The 20743-nt window shown below is 71.2% G+C and carries 16 protein-coding genes; 10 read left to right on the top strand and 6 right to left on the bottom strand.

Annotated features, from left to right (window positions below; genetic code table 11):
* Positions 1–43 precede the first annotated feature (43 nt).
* Positions 44–232: a hypothetical protein gene (locus ACQY0Z_RS22025; RefSeq protein ID WP_254586446.1), complete on the bottom strand. Its 189-nt coding sequence runs from the start codon at positions 230–232 to the stop codon at positions 44–46.
* Between the two features lie 606 nt (positions 233–838).
* On the opposite strand from ACQY0Z_RS22025, the gene ACQY0Z_RS22020 reads away from it, so the two are divergent.
* The 8 genes from ACQY0Z_RS22020 to ACQY0Z_RS21985 all read left to right on the top strand — a co-directional run bounded on the left by ACQY0Z_RS22020 (position 839) and on the right by ACQY0Z_RS21985 (position 11322).
* On the top strand, positions 839–4486 hold the full coding sequence (locus ACQY0Z_RS22020) for a sensor histidine kinase (protein ID WP_381728655.1): 3648 nt from the start codon (positions 839–841) through the stop codon (positions 4484–4486).
* A 9-nt stretch (positions 4487–4495) separates the two neighbouring features.
* Positions 4496–4909, top strand: a complete 414-nt coding sequence (locus tag ACQY0Z_RS22015; protein ID WP_030216565.1) for a roadblock/LC7 domain-containing protein — start codon at positions 4496–4498, stop codon at positions 4907–4909.
* A gap of 111 nt (positions 4910–5020) precedes the next feature.
* Complete coding sequence (locus ACQY0Z_RS22010) at positions 5021–5416, top strand: DUF742 domain-containing protein (protein ID WP_189903355.1); 396 nt, start codon at positions 5021–5023, stop codon at positions 5414–5416.
* On the top strand, positions 5397–5987 hold the full coding sequence (locus ACQY0Z_RS22005; RefSeq protein WP_026243584.1) for a GTP-binding protein: 591 nt from the start codon (positions 5397–5399) through the stop codon (positions 5985–5987). The genes ACQY0Z_RS22010 and ACQY0Z_RS22005 overlap by 20 nt, the downstream gene beginning before the upstream one ends.
* 376 nt (positions 5988–6363) lie before the next feature.
* Positions 6364–9669 (top strand): sensor histidine kinase, encoded by a 3306-nt coding sequence (locus ACQY0Z_RS22000; protein WP_439812702.1) that lies wholly within the window; start codon positions 6364–6366, stop codon positions 9667–9669.
* Positions 9670–9679: 10 nt separating this feature from the next.
* On the top strand, positions 9680–10093 hold the full coding sequence (locus ACQY0Z_RS21995; protein WP_004983065.1) for a roadblock/LC7 domain-containing protein: 414 nt from the start codon (positions 9680–9682) through the stop codon (positions 10091–10093).
* A 94-nt stretch (positions 10094–10187) separates the two neighbouring features.
* A complete protein-coding gene (locus ACQY0Z_RS21990) occupies positions 10188–10760 on the top strand; it encodes a DUF742 domain-containing protein (RefSeq protein ID WP_189903351.1) in 573 nt (190 codons plus the stop codon).
* The gene (locus ACQY0Z_RS21985) at positions 10741–11322 is read left to right on the top strand and encodes a GTP-binding protein (RefSeq protein ID WP_254586432.1); all 582 of its coding nucleotides are present in this window, start codon (positions 10741–10743) and stop codon (positions 11320–11322) included. Before ACQY0Z_RS21990 ends, ACQY0Z_RS21985 begins: the two co-directional genes overlap by 20 nt.
* Before the next feature lie 502 nt (positions 11323–11824).
* Here ACQY0Z_RS21985 and ACQY0Z_RS21980 read toward each other — a convergent pair.
* The 3 genes from ACQY0Z_RS21980 to ACQY0Z_RS21970 form a co-directional block, all read right to left on the bottom strand.
* Positions 11825–12016: an acyl-CoA carboxylase subunit epsilon gene (locus tag ACQY0Z_RS21980; RefSeq protein WP_254588789.1), complete on the bottom strand. Its 192-nt coding sequence runs from the start codon at positions 12014–12016 to the stop codon at positions 11825–11827.
* A gap of 15 nt (positions 12017–12031) precedes the next feature.
* A complete protein-coding gene (locus ACQY0Z_RS21975; protein WP_439812701.1) occupies positions 12032–13615 on the bottom strand; it encodes an acyl-CoA carboxylase subunit beta in 1584 nt (527 codons plus the stop codon).
* Between the two features lie 362 nt (positions 13616–13977).
* A complete protein-coding gene (locus ACQY0Z_RS21970) occupies positions 13978–14817 on the bottom strand; it encodes an SDR family NAD(P)-dependent oxidoreductase (protein WP_189904578.1) in 840 nt (279 codons plus the stop codon).
* A gap of 289 nt (positions 14818–15106) precedes the next feature.
* Between ACQY0Z_RS21970 and hpnR the strand changes: the two genes are divergently transcribed.
* Together hpnR and ACQY0Z_RS21960 are read left to right on the top strand one after the other, a co-directional pair.
* A complete protein-coding gene (gene hpnR / locus ACQY0Z_RS21965; protein WP_189904576.1) occupies positions 15107–16606 on the top strand; it encodes a hopanoid C-3 methylase HpnR in 1500 nt (499 codons plus the stop codon).
* Between the two features lie 205 nt (positions 16607–16811).
* Positions 16812–17414 carry a YceI family protein gene (locus tag ACQY0Z_RS21960; protein ID WP_189904574.1) on the top strand — a complete coding sequence of 201 codons (603 nt, stop codon included), beginning with the start codon at positions 16812–16814 and terminating at the stop codon, positions 17412–17414.
* A gap of 81 nt (positions 17415–17495) precedes the next feature.
* Here ACQY0Z_RS21960 and ACQY0Z_RS21955 read toward each other — a convergent pair whose 3' ends face one another.
* Both ACQY0Z_RS21955 and cimA read right to left on the bottom strand, forming a co-directional pair.
* Entirely contained in the window at positions 17496–18848 is a 1353-nt protein-coding gene (locus tag ACQY0Z_RS21955) for a hypothetical protein (RefSeq protein WP_254585908.1), read from the bottom strand.
* Positions 18849–18935: 87 nt separating this feature from the next.
* Entirely contained in the window at positions 18936–20537 is a 1602-nt protein-coding gene (cimA, locus tag ACQY0Z_RS21950) for a citramalate synthase (RefSeq protein ID WP_189904571.1), read from the bottom strand.
* Between the last annotated feature and the right edge of the window lie 206 nt (positions 20538–20743).

The following is a 20743-nucleotide window of genomic DNA, read 5'->3' as shown; positions in this document are numbered from 1 at the left end:
CGCGCGTTGAGCGTTTCGCGGCGGCCGCGCGTATGGACCGCTGTCAGTTCGCGGCGCCGGCCGTGACCGGGATGTCCATGAGGACGGTGCGCTTGGGGTTGGCTGTCTGGGCCGGGAGTTCGACGGGGTGCTCCTGCTGGACCGGCTTCTGCAGATCGCCGGCACCGTCGAGGTGCGCGAGCGTGGTGCGCCGCGGGTTGGCGATCTTGTGGAACATCGTCGTCGTCTTCACTGTTTACTTGACCCTGTCCTGTGCACGGGCGCCCGGAGGTCCGGGAAGAACCTCGGACGGGCGCGGGTTGTCAGTTCTGCCATCCCTGTAAAGCGTCAGGCTAAACATTCAATTCCCGGCCTCCCGGGGCCGGGTACGGTGATCTCGGTGTGAGTTTGCTCACGATACGTGTGACATTCCGGGCATCCGGGGCGCGCGCCACGGTTACCGGAATCGGACATTGACTCCCTGAAGCGACCATTCCGCTCCTGATCATGCCGACTGGGACACCGTCCCGCCCCCGCCGGTCAAGGCCGGTATGCCCGGAATGGGCGAGATCCCGCTCTACGGCTGGTGACCCGGCGGACACACGGTGTCACGTATGTCACGGGTAAGCACGCGGGCCTTGTTGGAGATCCTGCACTGTGCTGGAATCTCACGGACCGCCGCAGGGATCGAGCCGGCGCACAGGGGGCGCGACCACGCGCCGAGTGGCGGTGAAGATGGGGGAACCGGCGCCGGACAATCACGACCACCACGGGGGCGTATTCAGGGCGCCCCTATGACGCCGACACCGTGCCTCGCCGTTCACGCGGAGGGGCGCCTGGTTCAGAGGTTGCGACGCTAGTGCAGGGACGTTTCAAGAGGGATGGCAGCGCTTCGGCGGAGCCGGAGCCGCAGGGCGGGACTGGCCCCAAGGCCGTCAGCTCCTCGCCCCAGCACGCCCAGAGCCAGGGCCCGACCCAGCCCGGTGGCAACGGCGGCGAACGCCCCGGCGCGCCGTCCGCACCCCCGGCCACCCCGTCGGCCGCCCCCGCCGGCCCGACCGGCCCGGGTTCGCGAATAGCCCTGCGCAACTGGCGGATCTCGACCCGTCTGGTGTCGCTGCTCGCGCTGCCGGTGGTCGCGGCCACCTCGCTCGGCGCGCTGCGTATCCAGCAGTCGATGGACGACATCCAGCAGCTCGACAACATGAAGCTGCTGACGGACATGACCAAGCAGGCCACCGAGCTGGCGCACGCGCTCCAGGAGGAGCGCGACCAGTCGGCCGGTCCGCTCGCCCACGGCGGCAAGGGCACGGACTTCTCGGTCAAGGGCTACCGCGAGAAGACCGACCGCGCGATGTCGAACTTCCTCGACAGCTCCGAGGAGATCGACGCGGCGAGCAAGGACGGCAACCTCAAGGGCGTCCGCGACAACCTCGTCCAACTGGCCGGCGACCTGAGCGAGCTCGCCAAGATCCGCAACACGGCGTTCCAGCAGGAGAACAACTCCACGCAGACCGTCGAGGGCTACCACCGCCTGATCGAGAACCTGATCGACCTCTCGCAGGACATGGCGGAGGCGACCAGCAACCCCGACATGATCCAGCGCACGCGTGCCCTGTCGTCGTTCTCCTCCGCCAAGGAGTACGCGTCGGTCCAGCGCGCCGTGCTCGCCGCGGCGCTCCCCGCGAGCAACACCACCAAGGGCGACATCGCCGAGAACGACCGGCTCTACGCGCAGTCCGCGCTGGAGAGCCAGAAGTCCGAGCTGCGCGCCTTCCGGAGCATCTACGGCGAGGAGTCCGCCGCCGAGCTGCTGCTGCCCATCGAAGAGGGCAACCCCACGATCAAGGCGACCGACGAGTACGCGGGCCGCGCGGTGGCCTCGGAGTTCGGTCTGCAGTCGGTGGGCGCGCGTTCCTACCGTGACTGGCTGGACGACAGCTCCACCAAGATCCAGCAGATGAAGAACATCGAGCTCAGACTGCTCGAGGAGATGGAACAGAAGGCCCGGGAGCTGCGGAACGCCACCGAGCGCGACGCGATCATCTCCGGTGCGCTGATCCTCCTCGTGCTCGGTGTGTCGCTGGTCGGCGCCTTCGTCGTGGCCCGGTCCATGATCCGGTCGCTGCGCCGCCTGGAGGAGACCGCGACCAAGGTCGCCCAGGAACGCCTGCCCGACCTGGTCAAGCAGCTCTCCGAGTCGGACCCGCAGGACGTCGACACCACCGTCGAGTCGGTCGGTGTGCACTCCCGGGACGAGATCGGCCGTGTGGCCGCGGCGTTCGACGACGTGCACCGCGAGGCGGTCCGCCTCGCCGCCGAGCAGGCCCTCCTGCGGGGCAACGTCAACGCGATGTTCACCAACCTCTCGCGCCGCTCCCAGGGTCTGATCCAGCGCCAGCTGTCGCTGATCTCCGAGCTCGAGTCCCGCGAGGCCGACCCGGACCAGCTGTCCTCGCTGTTCAAGCTGGACCACCTCGCGACCCGCATGCGCCGTAACGGTGAGAACCTCCTCGTCCTCGCGGGTGAGGAGCCCGGCCGCCGGTGGACCCGTCCGGTCCCGCTCGTCGACGTGCTCCGCGCCGCCGCGTCCGAGGTGGAGCAGTACGAGCGCATCGAACTGGCCGCCGTGCCGTCCACCGAGGTGGCCGGCCGCGTCGTCAACGACCTCGTGCACCTCCTCGCCGAGCTGCTCGAGAACGCGACCTCGTTCTCCTCCCCCCAGACCAAGGTCAAGGTCACCGGTCACGCGCTGCCCGACGGCCGTGTGCTGATCGAGATCCACGACACCGGTATCGGTCTGTCCCCCGAGGACCTCGCGGCGATCAACGAGCGGCTCGCCTCGCCACCCACCGTGGACGTCTCCGTCTCCCGCCGCATGGGTCTGTTCGTGGTCGGCCGTCTGTCGCAGCGCCACGGCATCCGCATCCAGCTCCGCCCGTCCGACTCCGGCGGTACGACCGCGCTGGTCATGCTGCCCGTCGACGTCGCCCAGGGCGGCAAGAAGCCGCAGGGCAAGCCCGGTCAGCCGGGTGGCGCGAGCGGTCCCGCCGCCGCGCAGGCCGCCGCGGGCGCCGCCGCCGCGCGGCGTTCCGCCGGGGCCGGCCCGTCCGGCGGCGGTTCGCTCGGCGCCGGCGCCACCGGCGGGCGTCTCGGGGCCGGTCAGGGCCCGCGGGCCGCGCTGCCCGGGCGGGACGGCTCGGGCCGTCCCGGCGGCCGGGGTCCGCAGGGCGGTCCCCCGGCGGGCAATCAGACCTCTTCGCTCTTCGACCAGGGCGCTCCCTCCGCTCCCCCGCAGGGCCGTCCCGCTCCGGCGGGCGCCGGCGCCGGCTTCGCGCAGCAGGGCCCGGGCGCCCCGCAGGCCGCGCCCGGGAACCAGGGCCAGGTGCCGCCGCAGCGGGGCAACGCCCCCGAGCGCGGCCGCCGTCCCCAGCTCCCGCCGCGTGGCAACGACCGTCCGGAGCTGCCGGGCGGCGACCAGCAGCGCACGCCGAGCTGGGGCGACGAGACCGCCCGCCCGCCGGCGCCCCGCCCCTCGGTGGACGCCCCGCGCGGCCACGACGAGCCGGACGTCTCCCGCACGGCCGCGATGCCGCGCTTCGACGACCGTCAGGGCCCCGGGGCGACAGCGGAGATCCCCCGGTTCGACGAGCAGCAGCACGCTCCCGGCCAGGACACCGGCCAGTACGGCCGCCCCGGCGCCAACGGGGCTCAGAACTCGGGCCAGTTCGTCCGCGGTGACATCTTCGGCGCCCCGCAGGGCGGCCGCCACGGCGCGCAGAACCCGGCCTCCACGGGCCAGTTCCCCGCCCCGCAGGGCTACGGCAACGGAAACGGCACGGGCCAGTACCCGGCCCAGGGCCAGAACAACGGCTCGACCGGCCAGTACGCGCTGCCCGCCCGTCCGGGCTCCGACCCGTCGGGCACGGGCCAGTTCGAGCGTCCGCAGGTGAACGGCGGGGCTCCCGTCCCGCCGCGTCCGCAGGCCCCGCAGCAGCCGCAGCGCCAGCCGTCCGACCAGTGGGCGCTGCCCCCGGCCACCGGCCCGGGCGACGGCCGCACCCCGCTGTACGACACGCTGGAGACCAACTGGTTCCGCGGCGGCCAGGGCGGTGGGCAGGAGCAGGGCAACGGCTCCGCGCCGGCCGCCCCGCAGCAGCCCCAGCAGCAGTCCCCTCAGCCGCAGAGCCCCACGGGTTCGCAGCGGTCCAATGCCGCCTGGCGCAGCTCGCCCAACGACGAGCTCGTCAAGCAGGCCGAACGCGTCCGCAAGCCGGCCGCGGGCGGCGTCACCACCTCCGGCCTGCCGCGCCGGGTGCCCAAGGCGAACCTCGTCCCGGGCACGGCTCAGCAGCAGAACCACCAGAGCGGTCCTCAGGTCTCGCGCGCCCCCGATGACGTGCGCGGCCGGCTGACCAATCTCCGTCGGGGTATCGCACAGGGTCGTCAGGCCGGGTCCGCACAGACCGGCAGCTTCCCGCGGCCCACTCACCAGCAGGAGCGTTAGTTGAGCCCGATGAGCCAGGCGGCACAGAACCTCAACTGGTTGATCACCAACTTCGTGGACAACACCCCTGGGGTGTCCCACACCGTCGTCGTGTCCGCCGACGGTCTCCTCCTGGCGCTCTCCGAGGGCTTTCCGCGTGACCGCGCGGACCAGCTCGCGGCCGTCGCCTCGGGGCTGACCTCCCTGACGGCCGGCGCCTCTCGGATCTTCGAAGGCGGCAGCGTCGCTCAGACGGTCGTGGAAATGGAGCGGGGGTTCCTCTTCCTCATGTCCGTCTCCGACGGCTCGTCCCTCGCGGTGCTCGCGCACCCCGAGTGCGACATCGGCCTCGTCGGCTACGAGATGGCGCTCCTGGTCGACCGCGCGGGGGCGGTCCTCACCCCGGACCTGCGCGCCGAACTACAGGGAAGTCTGCTCCACTGAACGGCCCCGGCACCACCCGTCTCACCAAATCACCGTCCGGCCGCCACAATTCCCCCCACCGGCCCCAGAAAACAGCTTGACTGACCACTTGCTGTCCCGCCCGGAGGATTCATGACCCCGCCCACCGCCTCTCATGATCCGTACGCGGAGCCGTACGAGGACGAGGGCGACCAGCCGCTGGTGCGTCCGTACGCGATGACCGGCGGCCGGACCAGGCCGCGTTATCAGCTGGCCATCGAGGCACTGATCAGTACGACGGCCGACCCGGCAGTGCTCATGGGGCTCCTTCCCGAGCACCAGCGCATCTGCCACCTGTGCCGAGAGGTGAAGTCGGTAGCCGAGGTCTCGGCACTGCTCAACATGCCGCTGGGGGTCGCCCGGATCCTGGTGGCGGACCTGGCGGAGGCGGGACTCGTCGCCGTGCACCAGCCGGGCGGCGACGAGGCGACAGGCGCCCCGGACGTGACACTGCTCGAAAGGGTGCTCAGTGGACTTCGCAAGCTCTAGCGGCGGGACGGTCTCCGAGAGAAGTGCGACCACCTCGGCGAAGATCGTGGTGGCGGGTGGCTTCGGCGTGGGCAAGACCACGTTCGTCGGCGCCGTCTCGGAGATCAACCCGCTGCGCACGGAGGCCGTCATGACGTCCGCCTCGGCGGGCATCGACGACCTCACCCACACCGGGGACAAGACCACCACCACGGTGGCCATGGACTTCGGCCGCATCACGCTGGACCAGGACCTGATCCTGTACCTGTTCGGCACCCCCGGGCAGGACCGCTTCTGGTTCATGTGGGACGACCTGGTCCGCGGCGCCATCGGCGCCGTCGTCCTGGTCGACACCCGCCGTCTCGCCGACTGCTTCCCCGCCGTCGACTACTTCGAGAACAGCGGACTGCCCTTCGTCATCGCCCTCAACGGCTTCGACGGACAGCAGCCGTACTCCCCGGAGGAAGTGCGCGAGGCCCTGCAGATCGGGCCCGACGCCCCCATCATCACCACGGACGCCCGCCACCGCGCGGACGCCAAGAGTGCGCTGATCACTCTGGTCGAGCACGCCCTCATGGCGCGACTCCGGTAGAGGCAACTCGAAAGCGGCATACTGCGGTTGTCGTAGATGTACCGGCGCCGGCTGTGTCCTTTGACACGGCCGGCCCCGGTGTTCATAACGTTTCGGCAGAGGAATCGGGTGAGGCCGACACGCGACGCGGTCGCGCGGTATCGCTGTGCGCACGAAGACCTCGCCATTTGGCGCTCCTCGCTCTTTATGACCGTTTTATCTGGGGCTTACATCACTCGGGACCCCCCGCTTTCCATGTTTGGAAGAGCGCTGGTCGGCATGCTGGAATGCCTGAACTGCCCATGGGTCAAAGACGTACTCAGTAGTCGATGGCATGCCGGGCTCTGAGACACTGCGGCACGACGAAGGTGCCGACCGCCGAGAGGTTGTTGGTCGAGTGAGGCGAAGCAAGAACAGTCCCGAGCCGTCGGCCCGGGGCAACTTCACGCCGCCGCCGCGCACAGCGGCGCCCGCCCCCGTGCCCGGTCCCGAGCCGAAGGCCGCGCCCGCACAGAGCGGAGGACGTATGTCCCCGCGGAACTGGCGCGTGGCCACGAGGCTCAACGCGATCCTGCTCATACCCGTGCTGGTCGGCCTCGTCATGGGCGGCTTCCAGGTGAAGAGCTCGATCGACACGTGGACCGAGGCGCAGGACGCCGAGAACACCGCCCGCCTGGTGCGGGCCTCCCTCACGTACGCCAACGCTCTCTACAACGAGCGTGACGTCAGCGCCGTGCCGCTGCTGAGCGGCAAGGGCGAGGACGACCCTGACGTCTCCAAGGCGCGTGAGGCGACCGACAAGGCCGCCGACGCCTTCGACGAGGCCGCGCAGGACGCGCCGGACAAGCCGGGTCTGCAGCGCCGCCTCCAGCTCGTCCGCGAGGCCGAGCCGAAGCTCTCCGCGCTGCGCGCCGCCGCGTACACCTCCAAGCTCAAGGGCGTGGAGACGGAGGAGGGCTACGTCGCCGTCGCCCACCCCCTGATGGAGATCGCCAACGAGCTCGGTCTCGGCACCGGCAACGTCACAAGCTACGGCCGTACGGTCTACGCGATCTCGCTGACCAAGGCCGCCCTGTCACTCCAGCGCTCCATCGGCATGCACCTGCTGGTGAAGCCGGGCCCGACCGACAGCCAGCTCGCCAGCCAGCGCGTGGCCTTCCTGTCGTACGCCTACCTCGAGGGCATCGCCCTCGACGAGTACAAGGGCGGCGGCACCGAGGCGGACAACACCAAGCTGGAAGAGGTCGCCGCGCGCATCCAGGCCGAGGGCGCCGCCATGGCGAAGGCCGCCGCGCAGAACGACCCGGACTACGTCCCGCCGCCGGCCAAGCCGGAGACGATGATCTCCGAGCTGGGCCGCCTGTCCACCACGGACGAGTCCGCCCGCAAGGACCTCGCCGCCAAGGGCATCACGCCCGAGAACTGGTGGGCGATGAACACCCTCAAGTTCGACGGCTACCGCGAGATCGAGTCCGACCTCGCCGACACCGCCGTGAACGAGGCCTCTCAGATCGCCTCCGACGCCCAGCGGGACGCCTTCATCACCGGCGCCGCGGTCGTCCTCGCGCTGCTCGCCGCGTTCATCCTGGCCGGCATGGTGGCCCGCCAGATGAGCCAGTCGATGCGCCAGCTGCGCAACGCCGCCTTCGGCATCGCCGAGCAGCGTCTGCCGATGCTGGTCGACCAGCTCTCCCGGACCGACCCGGGCCGGGTGGACACCAAGGTCGCGCCCATCCCGATCAACTCCACGGATGAGATCGGCGAGGTCGCCCGAGCCTTCGACCAGGTCCACCGCGAGGCCGTCCGGCTCGCCGCCGAGCAGGCCCTGCTGCGGGGCAACATCAACGCGATCTTCACCAACCTGTCGCGCCGCAACCAGTCGCTGATCGAGGGCCAGCTGACCCTGATCACCGACCTGGAGAACAACGAGGCCGACCCGGACCAGCTGGAGAACCTCTTCAAGCTGGACCACCTCGCGACCCGTATGCGCCGCAACGGCGAGAACCTCCTGGTCCTCGCCGGCGAGGAGCCGGGCCGCCGCTGGGACCAGCCGGTCCCGCTGGTCGACGTGCTGCGCGCCGCCTCCTCCGAGGTGGAGCAGTACGAGCGCATCGAGCTGTCCGGGGTGCCGGACGCCGAGATCCACGGCCGCGCGGTCACCGACCTCGTGCACCTGCTCGCCGAGCTGCTGGAGAACGCCACCACGTTCTCCTCGCCGCAGACGAAGGTGCGCGTCACCGCGACCCGTCTGCCCGACGGCCGCATCATGATCGAGATCCACGACAAGGGCATCGGCCTCACCGCCGAGGACTTCGCGGACATCAACCACAAGCTGGCCAACCCGCCGACCGTGGACGCCGCGATCTCGCAGCGCATGGGTCTGTTCGTGGTCGGCCGGCTGTCCGACCGGCACGGCATCCGCGTCCAGCTCCGCCCCTCGGGCGAGCAGGCCGGCACCACCTCGCTGGTCATGCTGCCGGACGCCATCACCCACGGCGGTGGCGGCGAGGCGGCCCCGGTCCAGGACGAGTTCACGGTCTCGCAGATCATCCCGGAGCAGAACTTCCAGGGTGAGAGCTTCGGCCAGCCGATGCGCACCGCCGCGGAGCTGGGCTTCGACGACAGCCGCTACTCGGACGTCCCCGACGACATCCGTGAGCTGGACCCGGTCGGCCGGTCCCTGTTGCGCGAGGAGCGGCGTGCGGCCCTGGAGGCCCAGTCGCAGCCGGAGCAGGGCGAGTTGACCGCCGGGAACGCCCAGGACGGCGGCGAGCAGGGCGGCTACCGCGACGAGTTCGCCGGTCAGCAGCAGGGCTACGACGACGGCCAGGGCGGCTACGGCAACGGCCAGGGCTACGACGCCCAGGGCTACGACAACGGCTACCAGGACCAGCAGCAGGGCGGCGGGTACGACCAGCAGGCGTACGACGACGGCCGGCAGGGCGGCTACGACGACCAGCAGCAGCAGTCGTACGGCGAGGGCTACTACGCGCCGAACGGCAACCTGCCGCAGAACGACGCCTTCCAGCAGAACGGCGGCTACCAGAACGGCTCCTACGCCGGTTCCGGCCGCAACGGCCAGGCCCCCGCGGGTGCCACGGGCTCGTTCCCGGGCTTCGGCGAGCGGCGCCAGGAGGACGACTGGCCGCAGCACGACGGCTACCGCAACGACTACCAGGACCAGTACCCTGCACAGGCCCCGGAGGGGGAATCCTCGCAGGCCGCTGACGCGCGGGAGCCGGACAGCGTAGGCTTCGACCGTCCGGGACCGGCTCCTTCGGAGGCTCACGCGCTGACCGATGCCGGGCTTCCGCGCCGCGGGTCCTCCGCGAACGGCGCGGGTGGCACGGGCGGCTCGGGACGCGGCAGCCAGGAGCAGCCGGCCAGCACTCCGGAGAGCAACGGCGACAGCGGCTGGCGCTCGGCGAACGACGAGCGCTGGCAGCAGGCCTCGGCTCTCCGGAAGCCCAAGGCGGGCGGAGTGACCTCCTCCGGCCTGCCGCGGAGGGTCCCGAAGGCCAACCTGGTCGAGGGAGCCGCCGAAACGACCCCCCAGGGGGGCCCACAGGTCTCCCGAGCCCCGGAGGACGTCCGGGGCAGGCTGAGCAACCTGCGGCGCGGTGTCCAACGAGGCCGTACCGCAGGCAGTGAAACGAACGGCCAGGGCTTCGGTCCTGACAGCACCTACAACCAGGAGCGTTAGTGTGAGCCCGATGAGCCAGGCGGCACAGAACCTGAACTGGTTGATCACCAACTTCGTGGACAACACCCCGGGGGTGTCCCACACGGTGGTGGTCTCCGCCGACGGACTCCTTCTGGCGATGTCCGAAGGCTTCCCCCGCGACCGCGCCGACCAGCTCGCGGCCGTCGCCTCCGGTCTGACCTCACTCACCGCCGGCGCCTCTCGGATCTTCGAGGGCGGCAGCGTGAATCAGACGGTTGTGGAGATGGAGCGGGGGTTCCTCTTCATCATGTCCATTTCCGACGGTTCGTCGCTCGCGGTTCTCGCACATCCCGAGGCGGACATCGGTCTCATTGGTTACGAGATGGCCCTTCTGGTCGACCGAGCGGGTACGGTCCTCACGCCGGACCTTCGAGCGGAGCTCCAGGGGAGCCTTCTCAACTGACAAGCGGACGGTGCGATATGGCGTCCCGGGGCCGTAAGGTTTCGGGACGCGGCTCCACAGAGATGGGTGCCAGGCACAGTCGGAGGAGGAGAAAGTGGCAACACCCCCAGACGGTTCATCGGCGGGCAACTGGTCGTACGGCCCTGCCCAGGGTCAGAACGACGGTTCCCAGAACCGGTACGGTTACCCCTCCACGCCGCAGCACGGCCAGCCGTACGCGCCCCAGGGCCCCGGCCCCTCGCCGTACGACCAGCCGCAGAGCCCGCGCATCCAGCCCGTGCAGCCGCAGCGCCGCGCACCCGAGGCGTCGCCCGCCGGGGCGTCGAACAACCCCCTGGTGCGCCCGTACGCGATGACGGGCGGCCGCACCAGGCCGCGGTACCAGCTCGCCATCGAGGCGCTGGTGCACACCACCGCGCAGCCGCACCAGATGCAGGGCCAGCTGCCCGAGCATCAGCGGATCTGCAACCTCTGCCGGGAAATCAAGTCGGTGGCCGAGGTCTCGGCCCTGCTGACCATCCCTCTCGGCGTGGCCAGGATCCTCGTCGCCGACTTGGCGGAGGCGGGACTGGTCGCCATCCATCAGCCCGGCGGCGACGAGAACGCCGGCGGCCAGCCAGACGTGACACTGCTCGAAAGGGTGCTCAGTGGACTTCGCAAGCTCTAGCGGCGGTCCTTCCCGCTCCACCACCTCGGCGAAGATCGTGGTGGCGGGTGGCTTCGGCGTGGGCAAGACCACGTTCGTCGGGGCCGTTTCGGAGATCAACCCGCTGCGCACGGAGGCCGTCATGACGTCTGCTTCGGCAGGCATCGACGACCTCACCCACACCGGGGACAAGACGACCACGACGGTCGCCATGGACTTCGGCCGTATCACCCTGGACCAGGACCTGATCCTGTACCTGTTCGGCACGCCCGGCCAGGACCGCTTCTGGTTCATGTGGGACGACCTGGTCCGCGGCGCGATCGGCGCGGTCGTGCTCGTCGACACGCGGCGGCTCGCGGACTGCTTCCCCGCGGTCGACTACTTCGAGAACAGCGGACTGCCCTTCGTCATCGCGCTGAACGGCTTCGACGGGCAGCAGCCGTACTCCCCGGAGGAAGTGCGCGAGGCGCTGCAGATCGGGCCCGACGCCCCCATCATCACGACGGACGCGCGGCATCGGGCGGACGCGAAGTCGACGCTCATCACGCTGGTGGAGCATGCGCTGATGGCGCGCCTGCGCTAGCCGCTTTCCACGTGAGAACAGCCCCCGTGCCTTTTGGCACGGGGGCTGTTTCCGTGGGTACGGCGGTGCGACGCCGGGTGCGGGTAGTCGCTGGCCGATCGCGCAGTTCCCCGCGCCCCTGCTGAACTGCGGGCAGTCGTGCCGCTCGGGGCGGCACGGGTGGGCGCAGGCGGCACCTCGTCAGCGCCGAGCGGCGCGACACCCCCGACGGCCACCGGGGTGCCGGGCAGTGTTCGTCGCCGAGTGCGGCCCGGCGGGGGCTGGTCGCGCAGTTCCCCGCGCCCCTGCTGAACTGCGGGCAGTCGTGCCGCTCGGGGCGGCACGGGTGGGCGCAGGCGGCACCTCGTCAGCGCCGAGCGGCGCGACACCCCCGACGGCCACCGGGGTGCCGGGCAGTGTTCGTCGCCGAGTGCGGCCCGGCGGGGGCTGGTCGCGCAGTTCCCCGCGCCCCTTGAGGGGGTTGCAGAAGGGCCCCTCCTGGAGAGGAGGGGCCCTTCTGGGGTCAGCGCCAGCTGTGGGGGGCTCGGAAGCCTGGTTCGCGTTCCAGGCGGCGCCAGCCGGCCCGGGGGCGGCCCCGGTGGGCCGGCGTTGCGGCGGGCGCGTTGGCGGCGCGGGCCATCAGGATCGCCGCGATCGCCGCGACCTCCTCCGGCTCGGCATGCCCCTTCTCCACACGGATGTCAGGTGTCGTCATCGTCGGTTCTCCCAGTTACTGGGGCGGGTTGCCGTGCTTGCGCGACGGCAGGTCGGCGTGCTTGGTCTGCAGCATCGCCAGCGAACGGATCAGCACCTCACGGGTGGCGGCCGGGTCGATCACGTCGTCGACCAGCCCCCGCTCGGCGGCGTAGTAGGGGTGCATCAGCTCGGACTTGTACTCCTTGACCATCCGCGCCCGCATCGCCTCGGGGTCCTCGGCCTCGGCGATCTGCCGGCGGAAGATCACGTTCGCCGCGCCCTCCGCGCCCATCACCGCGATCTCGTTCGTCGGCCACGCGTACGTCAGGTCGGCGCCGATGGACTGGCTGTCCATCACGATGTACGCACCGCCGTACGCCTTGCGCAGGATCAGCGAGATCCGCGGCACCGTGGCGTTGCAGTACGCGTACAGCAGCTTCGCGCCGTGACGGATGATGCCGCCGTGCTCCTGGTCCACACCCGGCAGGAAGCCGGGCACGTCCAGGAAGGTCAGGATCGGGATGTTGAACGCGTCGCACATCTGCACGAAACGGGCGGCCTTCTCGCTGGCCTCGATGTCCAGCACACCCGCCAGCGCCTGCGGCTGGTTGGCGACGATCCCCACGACCTGGCCGTCCATCCGCGCCAGCGCACAGATGATGTTCCGCGCCCACCGCTCGTGGACCTCGAGGAACTCGCCGTCGTCGACGATCTCCTCGATCACCTTCGCCATGTCGTACGGCCGGTTGCCGTCCGCCGGAACCAGGTCCAGCAGCACCTCGCTGCGCCGGTCCGCGGCGTCGGAGCAGTCCACCCGCGGCGGGTTCTCCCGGTTGTTCTGCGGCAGCAGGGACAGCAGGTAGCGCACCTCGGCGATGCAGGTCTCCTCGTCGTCGTACGCGAAGTGACACACACCGGACGTCTCGGCGTGCACGTCCGCGCCGCCCAGGCCGTTCTGGGTGATCTCCTCACCCGTGACCGCCTTGACCACGTCCGGACCCGTGATGAACATCTGCGAGGTCTCCCGCACCATGAACACGAAGTCCGTCAGCGCCGGACTGTAGGCCGCACCGCCCGCGCACGGGCCCAGCATCACCGAGATCTGCGGGATCACGCCCGACGCCTTGGTGTTGCGCTGGAAGATGCCCCCGTACCCCGCGAGCGCCGACACCCCCTCCTGGATCCGCGCGCCCGCACCGTCGTTCAGCGACACCAGCGGCGCCCCCGCCGCGATGGCCATGTCCATGATCTTGTGGATCTTCGTGGCATGCGCCTCGCCCAGCGCGCCGCCGAAGATACGGAAGTCGTGGGCGTAGACGAACACCGTCCGCCCCTCCACCGTCCCCCAGCCCGTGATCACACCGTCGGTGTACGGCTTCCTCTCCTCCAGACCGAAGCCGGTGGCCCGGTGCCGGCGCAACTGCTCGACCTCACGGAAGGAACCCGCGTCCAGCAGCAGTTCGATGCGCTCCCGCGCGGTCAGCTTGCCCTTGGCGTGCTGCGCCTGGGTCGCCTTCTCGCTCGGGCCGGCCAATGCCTGCGCACGGATCTCGTGCAGTTCGGCCACGCGTCCGCGCGCGTCGGTCGGCTCACCCGGCGCCTCATCCAAAACGGTCATGTAGTGACCTTACGAAGCCCGCCGGTGATTGCGAGCCGTCGACTCCTCACAGTCTCCGGGGTGTTTTCCTGGTAGCACTGAACAGAACCAGGGGGCTGCGCAGGCGTTCCGACTGCTCAGAGGCCCTGCGGCTTGTGGGGGTCGCACAAAGCTCAGCGGCTGAGAGCCGCCTCACACACGCGGGTCGCGCATGCCTCTGCCGGAGTGACGCGCGGCCGCGGCCGGGGTCCGGTGGCCGGAAATCTCAAGGGGCCCGGCGCCTCCCGTACGGGGTGAACCCAGCCAAGTTCCAGGGGTTCGCCCGTTCGGGTCGGGTCGCTCACGCAGAGCGTAGCGGTACGCCCTGAGAGCCCCGTACGCGCTCAGCCGAAGCGGTCCAGCAGCTTCCGGTAGAGCCCCGGAGTCAGGGCGCGCACGCGGGCCGGGAGCGTCAGCCATGACGGGATGTACGTGTCGTCCCGCGACTCGCTCACCGCGTCCCAGACCGCCGCCGCGACCCGGCCGGCCGACGTGGGGCGGGGGTGGGAGCGGTGGTAGGGACGGCCCCGGCGGGCGAAGAAGCCCGTCTCGACGGGGCCGGGCACGACAAGGGTGACGCCGACGCCGGTGTCGCGCAGTTCCTGCCGGAGCGCCTCGGCGAACACGGCGAGGCCCGCCTTGGCGGCGGAGTACACCGCCTCCTCGCGGACGCCCACCGCGCCCGCCACCGACCCGACGAGCACCACCCGGCCGCTCCCGGCCGCCACCATCGCGGGCAGCACCTCGCGCACCAGGTGGATCGTGGCGTTGAGGTCGAGGAAGAGCACCCGGTCGATGTCGGTGTGCGGCATGGCCAGGAAGGGGCCCGCCCAGCCGATGCCCGCCCCGGCGACCAGCAGGTCGATCCGTCCGGCCTCCCGCAGCGCGGCCTCGGCCAGCATCTTCGCCCCGTCGGGGGCGGCGAGGTCGGCGGGCAGCAGGACCGCGGAGGTGCCGGACGCGGTCTCCTCGAGACGCCGTCGGTCGCGGCCGCTGAGCAGCAGGTGCCAGCCGCCGGCGGCGAAGCGCCGGGCGGTGGCCGCGCCGATGCCCGAGGACGCGCCGGTGACGAGGGCGACGCGGCGGTCCGTGCGGGGCGGGGGCTGTTCGACCGCCGCGGCCGCGGCGGAGGCGGCGGGGTCCGCCGGGGGGTCGTAGGTGGAATCGGAGCCGGTGGTGGTCACGAGTACGGTCTCCCATGCGCTGTCGCTGCGGGCCTCGGCATCCAGGACACCCCCGGTCCGGGGGACCTCGCCAGCGCAGCGGCCCGTTCGCGGCAGCCCCGGCGGCGGCCCTCCGGGTGGACCGCACCGGTATTCGCGGGGTGGCGGAGGCCGGTGCGGCGCGCCGCGCAACCACTCCTGCGTGCCGCCGGGTGGGCCATGCGGGCGTATGGGCAGTACGCGACCGGGCGCGGCGGGTTACGAAAGGGACGTCCCGCCCTGTTCCCGGCACCGCGACGAGGTCCCCCTGATGCGCCTGCTGCTCGTCCACCCCAGCGCCCTGATGTATTCCGAGATCTTCCTCCGGCTCGAACCCCTGGGGCTGGAGCGGGTCGCCGGCGCCGCCCGCGAGGCGGGCCACGAGGTGAGGGTGGTCGACCTCCAGGTGCTGAGCGTGCGCACACTGCGCGACGAGGTGCGGTCGTTCCGCCCGGAGGCGCTCGGCATCTCGCTGAACTACCTGGCGAACATCCCGGAGGCGATCCGGCTGGCGGAGCGGGTGAAGGAGGAACTGCCGGACTGCTTCGTGTTCCTCGGCGGGCACAGCGTCTCGTTCGTCGCCGAGGAGGTCGTCGAGCAGGCGAAGGGCGCCGTCGACGCCGTGGTCCGGGGCGAGGGCGAGCCCGCCGTCGGCCCGCTGCTGGAGGCGGTGCGGGACGGCGGCGTGGAGGGGGTGCCGGGTGTCGTCACGGCGTCGGGGCGCGGCCCCGCCCCGCTGATGCTGCACAGCATCGACGAGCCCCTGCCGGCCCGGGACCTGATGCGCGGCCGGCGCCGGTACTTCATCGGCGAGCTGGACCCGTGCGCGTCGATCGAGTTCACCCGCGGCTGCCCCTGGGACTGTTCGTTCTGCTCCGCGTGGACGTTCTACGGCCGCAGCTACCGCAAGGCGTCCCCGGAGGCGGCGGCGGACGACCTGGCGGCGATCCGCGAGCCGAACGTGTTCATCGTGGACGACGTGGCCTTCATCCGGCCGGAGCACGGCAACGCCATCGCCGCGGAGGTGGAGCGGCGGCGCATCCGCAAGCAGTACTACCTGGAGACCCGCTCGGACGTGCTGCTGCGCCACCCCGAGGTGTTCGAGCGCTGGGCGCGGCTGGGGCTGCGGTACATGTTCCTCGGCATGGAGGCGATCGACGCGGAGGGGCTCGACCTGTACCGGAAGCGGGTCAGCCCCGACGAGAACCTGAAGGCGCTGGAGACGGCCCGGCGGATGGGCATCCGGGTCGCCATCAACCTGATCGTGGACCCGGCCTGGGACGAGGAGCGCTTCCGGGTGGTGCGGGAGTTCGCGATGGCGGTGCCGGAGATCGTGCACTTCACGGTGATGACGCCGTACCCGGGCACGGAGATCTGGCACACCGAGTCGCGCCGGCTCACCACCCGGGACTACCGGCTGTTCGACATCCAGCACGCGGTGGTGCCCACCACGCTGCCGCTGGACCGCTTCTACGAGGAGCTGGTGCGCACCCAGGCGGTCATCAACCGCAAGCACCTGGGGCTGCGCACGGCGTTCGGGGCGGCGCGGGTGCTGGCGAGGAACCTGGCGCACGGGCAGACGAACTTCGCCCGGATGCTGTGGAAGTTCAACCAGGTCTACAACCCGCGCCGGCAGCTCGCCGACCACGCGCGTCCGGTGCGGCACGAGCTGCCGCTCCCCCAGCGGCTCGACGTGGGCGACCGGCGCCAGCTGTACATCCACACCCGCGGCGCCACCCAGGGCGCCCCGGCCCGCCGGCTTCCGGACTAGGCCGGACCGCGCCTCGCCCGGGCGCCCACAGCCCGGCCGCTCAGGGCCCGACCGCTCGTTCCCACTCGTTCGAGCGAACGGATCGCGACACCTTCCCGGAAGATGTTGAAGATTGAAGGGAATGGGTCTACGGTGGGCCGTGTTGAGTTAGTTGAACATTCAACGGGATCATCCCGTCCTCATCCCCGTCCCCAGGAGGAACACCATGGGTCTCTTCGGCCGCAAGGACGACGACAAGACCGCCACCGACTCCGCGGTGAGCCCGGACCTGGCAGCGCTGACCGGCGACTACGAGCTGGACCCCGCGCACACCACGATCGGCTTCGTCGCCCGCCACGCGATGGTCACCAACGTCAAGGGCCACTTCAAGGAGTTCTCCGGTCAGCTGCACCTCGACGGCGCCGACCCGAGCAAGTCCACGGCCTCCATCGACGTGGTGATGAACAGCATCGACACGGGCAACGCCGACCGCGACAACCATCTGCGGAGCGCGGACTTCTTCAAGACCGACGAGTTCCCGACCATGACCTTCCGCTCCACCAAGGCGGAGGCCCTGGGCGGCGACCGGTACCGCATCACCGGTGATCTGACGATCCTCGGCACCACCCGCCCGATCACCATCGACCTGGAGTTCAACGGCGCCGCGAAGGACCCGTTCGGCAACGAGCGCGTCGGCTTCGAGGGCAAGGCCGAGATCTCACGCTCCGAGTGGGGTCTGACCTGGAACGCGGCCCTCGAGACGGGCGGCATGCTGGTGTCCGACAAGATCAAGCTGGTCTTCGACATCTCGGCGATCCGCAAGTCCTGACGCCGTCCCGCAACCCGAGCGCGCCCGCTCCTCCCGCTACGGGAGGGCGGGCGCTCGGCGTGTCCGGGGCGCGCGTCCGGGTCAGAAGCCTCCGCCGAAGTCCCCGCCGCCTCCGAAGCCGCCGCCCCCGCCGAAGTCGCCTCCGCCGAACCCGCCGCCGAAGTCACCGGAGTCGAAGTCCGCGCCGGAGACGTCACCGCCCTCGTGCCCGCCGAAGTCGCCGTACCCGGAGCCGTAGTCCGACGCGTAGCCGGGGCCGGACATCATGCTGCCGAGCAGGGTGCCGACCAGCAGGCCGGGCAGCAGCCCGCCGCCGAAGTAGCCGCCGGCCCAGGGGCCGTACGCCGGTCCCGCCTCCCAGTAGGGGCGGCGGCCGTACTCGGTGTCGACCTCGCGGACCGCGGGGTCGCGGCCCTCGGCCAGCCGGGCCTGGTCGGCCGCGCACACCGGCACCTCGCGCTCCGTCCCGCCGGGCGGGGTCCACCGGGCGTCGGCGACGGAGGGGCCGTGGCGCGGGTCGAAGAAGCACGGCGGGCGGCGCTCCGGCACCGGCCTGCCCTCTCGGCGGGCGGCCAGCGAGGCGAGCGCGAACCGGCCGTCCTCCAGGGCCTCGGTCACCGCCCGGACGTCCTCCGGTTTGCGGGCCGCCGCCATGGACGACTTGGCCCGCTCGTAGGCGTCGAGGGCCCGTTCGTAGTCCGCGCGCATCGCGTCGTCCGCGCCGGGCTCGCCCGGGTGGAAGTCGAGGCGGTCCAGTTCCTCGCCGAACGCGGTGATGTCCTCGTCGACCACGACGCGCAGCTTCTCCAGGGCGGCCGCCTGCTCCTCCTCGTGACGGCGCCTGCGGCGGCGGGTCACCGCGTACGCGCCGGCGCCGCCGGCCGCCACCAGCGCGCCGACCGTGATCAGCCCGCCGACGGGCACGTCGCCGGAGCCGTCGCTCCAGGAGTTCGGCGCGCCGCCGCCGATGCTGCGGATCGCGGTGTCGACGAAGTCGTTGAGCTGGGCCTTGGCGTCCCCGGCGGACTGCACGGACCCGACCAGGTTGGACACGCCCTGCCGGCTGAGCACGCTGCTGTCGGCGCGGGCGTCGAACCGGTCGCCGAGGCGGACGCCGTACAGGCCGGTGACGCCCGTCTCGGTGCGCAGGTCGCGGAAGAGGTTCTGGGTGGGGAAGTCGGCCGGGAGGACGGCGACGAAGATGGGTTTGTCGGCGTCCTCGATCTTGTCGGCGAGGGCCTCGGCGTCGGACTCCGAGAGGATGTCCCGGGCGTCGGGATCGACGTAGACGGGGTTCTCACGCAGGTTCTGGGCGACGGTGGAGACGTCCGTGGCCGCGTGCGCCCCCGGCGCGCCGGCCAGGAGGACCGCCAGCAGGGCGGCCACCGGCACGATCAGCAGATGTACGAGGGTGCGCAGCGGTGCGGCCTTCATACCTTCGAAGCTACCCGAATACGGCACGAAACGGGCATCCGGACCGGTGGACGATCCCGCCGCCCGCCGGTCCGGAGGCCCGGAAGCTCAGACGGGCTCCACCCCGGCGCGCAGCAGGCCGTAGGCATAGGCGTCCTCGAGGGCCTGCCAGGAGGCGGCGATGACGTTCTCCGCGACGCCGACGGTCGACCACTCCCCCGCGCCGTCGGAGGTGGAGATGAGCACCCGGGTCGTGGACTGGGTGCCGTGCTTGCCCTCCAGGATGCGGACCTTGTAGTCGACCAGCTCCAGCTTGGCGAGCTGCGGGTAGATCCTCTCCAGGGCGACGCGCAGGGCGCGGTCGAGGGCGTTGACGGGGCCGTTGCCCTCGGCGGTGGCGACGATGCGCTCGCCCTTGGCCCACAGCTTCACGGTGGCCTCGTTGGCGTGGGTGCCGTCGGGGCGGTCCTCGACGATCGCGCGCCAGGACTCGACCTCGAAGTAGGTCAGCGGCCGGCCCTCGACCTCGGTGCGCAGCAGCAGCTCGAAGGAGGCGTCGGCGGCCTCGTAGGTGTAGCCCTTGAGCTCGCGCTCCTTGACCCGCTCGACCACCCGGCCGACCAGTTCGCGGTCGCCCCCGAGGTCGATGCCGAGCTCCTTGCCCTTGAGCTCGATGGAGGCGCGGCCGGCCATGTCGGAGACCAGCATCCGCATGGTGTTGCCGACCTGCTCGGGGTCGATGTGCTGGTAGAGGTCCGGGTCGACCTTGATCGCGGAGGCGTGGAGTCCGGCCTTGTGCGCGAAGGCGGAGACGCCGACGTAGGGCTGGTGGGTGGAGGGGGTGAGGTTGACGACTTCGGCGATGGCGTGGGAGATGCGGGTCATCTCGCGCAGCCGGCCGTCGGGGAGGACCTTCTTGCCGTACTTCAGCTCCAGGGCCGCGACGACGGGGAACAGGTTGGCGTTGCCGACGCGCTCGCCGTAGCCGTTGGCGGTGCACTGGACGTGGGTGGCGCCCGCGTCGACGGCGGCGAGGGTGTTGGCGACCGCGCAGCCGGTGTCGTCCTGGGCGTGGATGCCGAGCCGGGCGCCGGTGTCGGCGAGGACGGTGGAGACCACGGCCTGGATCTGCGCGGGGAGCATGCCGCCGTTGGTGTCGCAGAGGATCACCACGTCGGCGCCGGCCTCGGAGGCCGTGCGGACGACGGACTTGGCGTAGGCGGGGTCGGCACGGTAGCCGTCGAAGAAGTGCTCGCAGTCGACGAAGACGCGGCGGCCCTGGGAGCGGAGGTAGGAGACGGTGTCGCGGACCATCTCCAGGTTCTCGTCGAGGGTGGTGCGCAGGGCGAGCTCGACGTGCCGGTCGTGGGACTTGGCGACCAGCGTGATCACCGGGGCGCCGGAGTCGAGGAGCGCCTTGACCTGGGGGTCCTGCTCGGCGGTGGTGCCGGCGCGGCGGGTCGCGCCGAAGGCGACCAGCTGGGCGTTGCGGAACTCGATCTCCTGCTGGGCGCGGGCGAAGAACTCGGTGTCGCGGGGGTTCGCGCCGGGCCAGCCGCCCTCGATGAAGCCCACGCCGAACTCGTCCAGGTGCCGTGCGATGGCCAGCTTGTCGGCGACCGTGAGGTTGATGCCCTCGCGCTGGGCGCCGTCGCGCAGGGTGGTGTCGAAGACGTGGAACGAGTCGTCGGGCTCGCTGGTTGCGGTCATGGTCTGAAGGCTCCTGTACTGGATCTCGGTCTACCGGAATGACCGGTTCCACCGTTCCCCCATGGTCCCTCGCGCCCGGTTCCCGGCTGCAGGTGGGCCGAGAAACAGAAAAACCCCTCGCGGGTGCGAGAGGTCTGCGCGCGGGTCGAGGACGACGGTGTCCGCCCGTACGGTGTCGTACGTGCGGTCACTGCGGACCGGCGCGC

It is taken from the genome of Streptomyces sp. P9-2 (assembly GCF_051903975.1).
GTDB lineage: Bacteria > Actinomycetota > Actinomycetes > Streptomycetales > Streptomycetaceae > Streptomyces > Streptomyces cellulosae.
Note: the sequence above shows the minus strand (reverse complement) of the source record. Positions and strands in the feature narration are given on the sequence as shown.

Excerpts from the sequence above, each read along its gene's own strand:
- ACQY0Z_RS21980 (WP_254588789.1), bottom strand. The coding sequence starts at position 12,016 with ATGACGACACCTGACATCCGTGTGGAGAAGGGGCATGCCGAGCCGGAG.
- ACQY0Z_RS22015 (WP_030216565.1), top strand. The coding sequence starts at position 4,496 with ATGAGCCAGGCGGCACAGAACCTCAACTGGTTGATCACCAACTTCGTG.
- ACQY0Z_RS21995 (WP_004983065.1), top strand. The coding sequence starts at position 9,680 with ATGAGCCAGGCGGCACAGAACCTGAACTGGTTGATCACCAACTTCGTG.
- ACQY0Z_RS21975 (WP_439812701.1), bottom strand. The coding sequence starts at position 13,615 with ATGACCGTTTTGGATGAGGCGCCGGGTGAGCCGACCGACGCGCGCGGA.
- cimA (WP_189904571.1), bottom strand. The coding sequence starts at position 20,537 with ATGACCGCAACCAGCGAGCCCGACGACTCGTTCCACGTCTTCGACACC.
- hpnR (WP_189904576.1), top strand. The coding sequence starts at position 15,107 with ATGCGCCTGCTGCTCGTCCACCCCAGCGCCCTGATGTATTCCGAGATC.
- ACQY0Z_RS22010 (WP_189903355.1), top strand. The coding sequence starts at position 5,021 with ATGACCCCGCCCACCGCCTCTCATGATCCGTACGCGGAGCCGTACGAG.
- ACQY0Z_RS21960 (WP_189904574.1), top strand. The coding sequence starts at position 16,812 with ATGGGTCTCTTCGGCCGCAAGGACGACGACAAGACCGCCACCGACTCC.
- ACQY0Z_RS21955 (WP_254585908.1), bottom strand. The coding sequence starts at position 18,848 with ATGAAGGCCGCACCGCTGCGCACCCTCGTACATCTGCTGATCGTGCCG.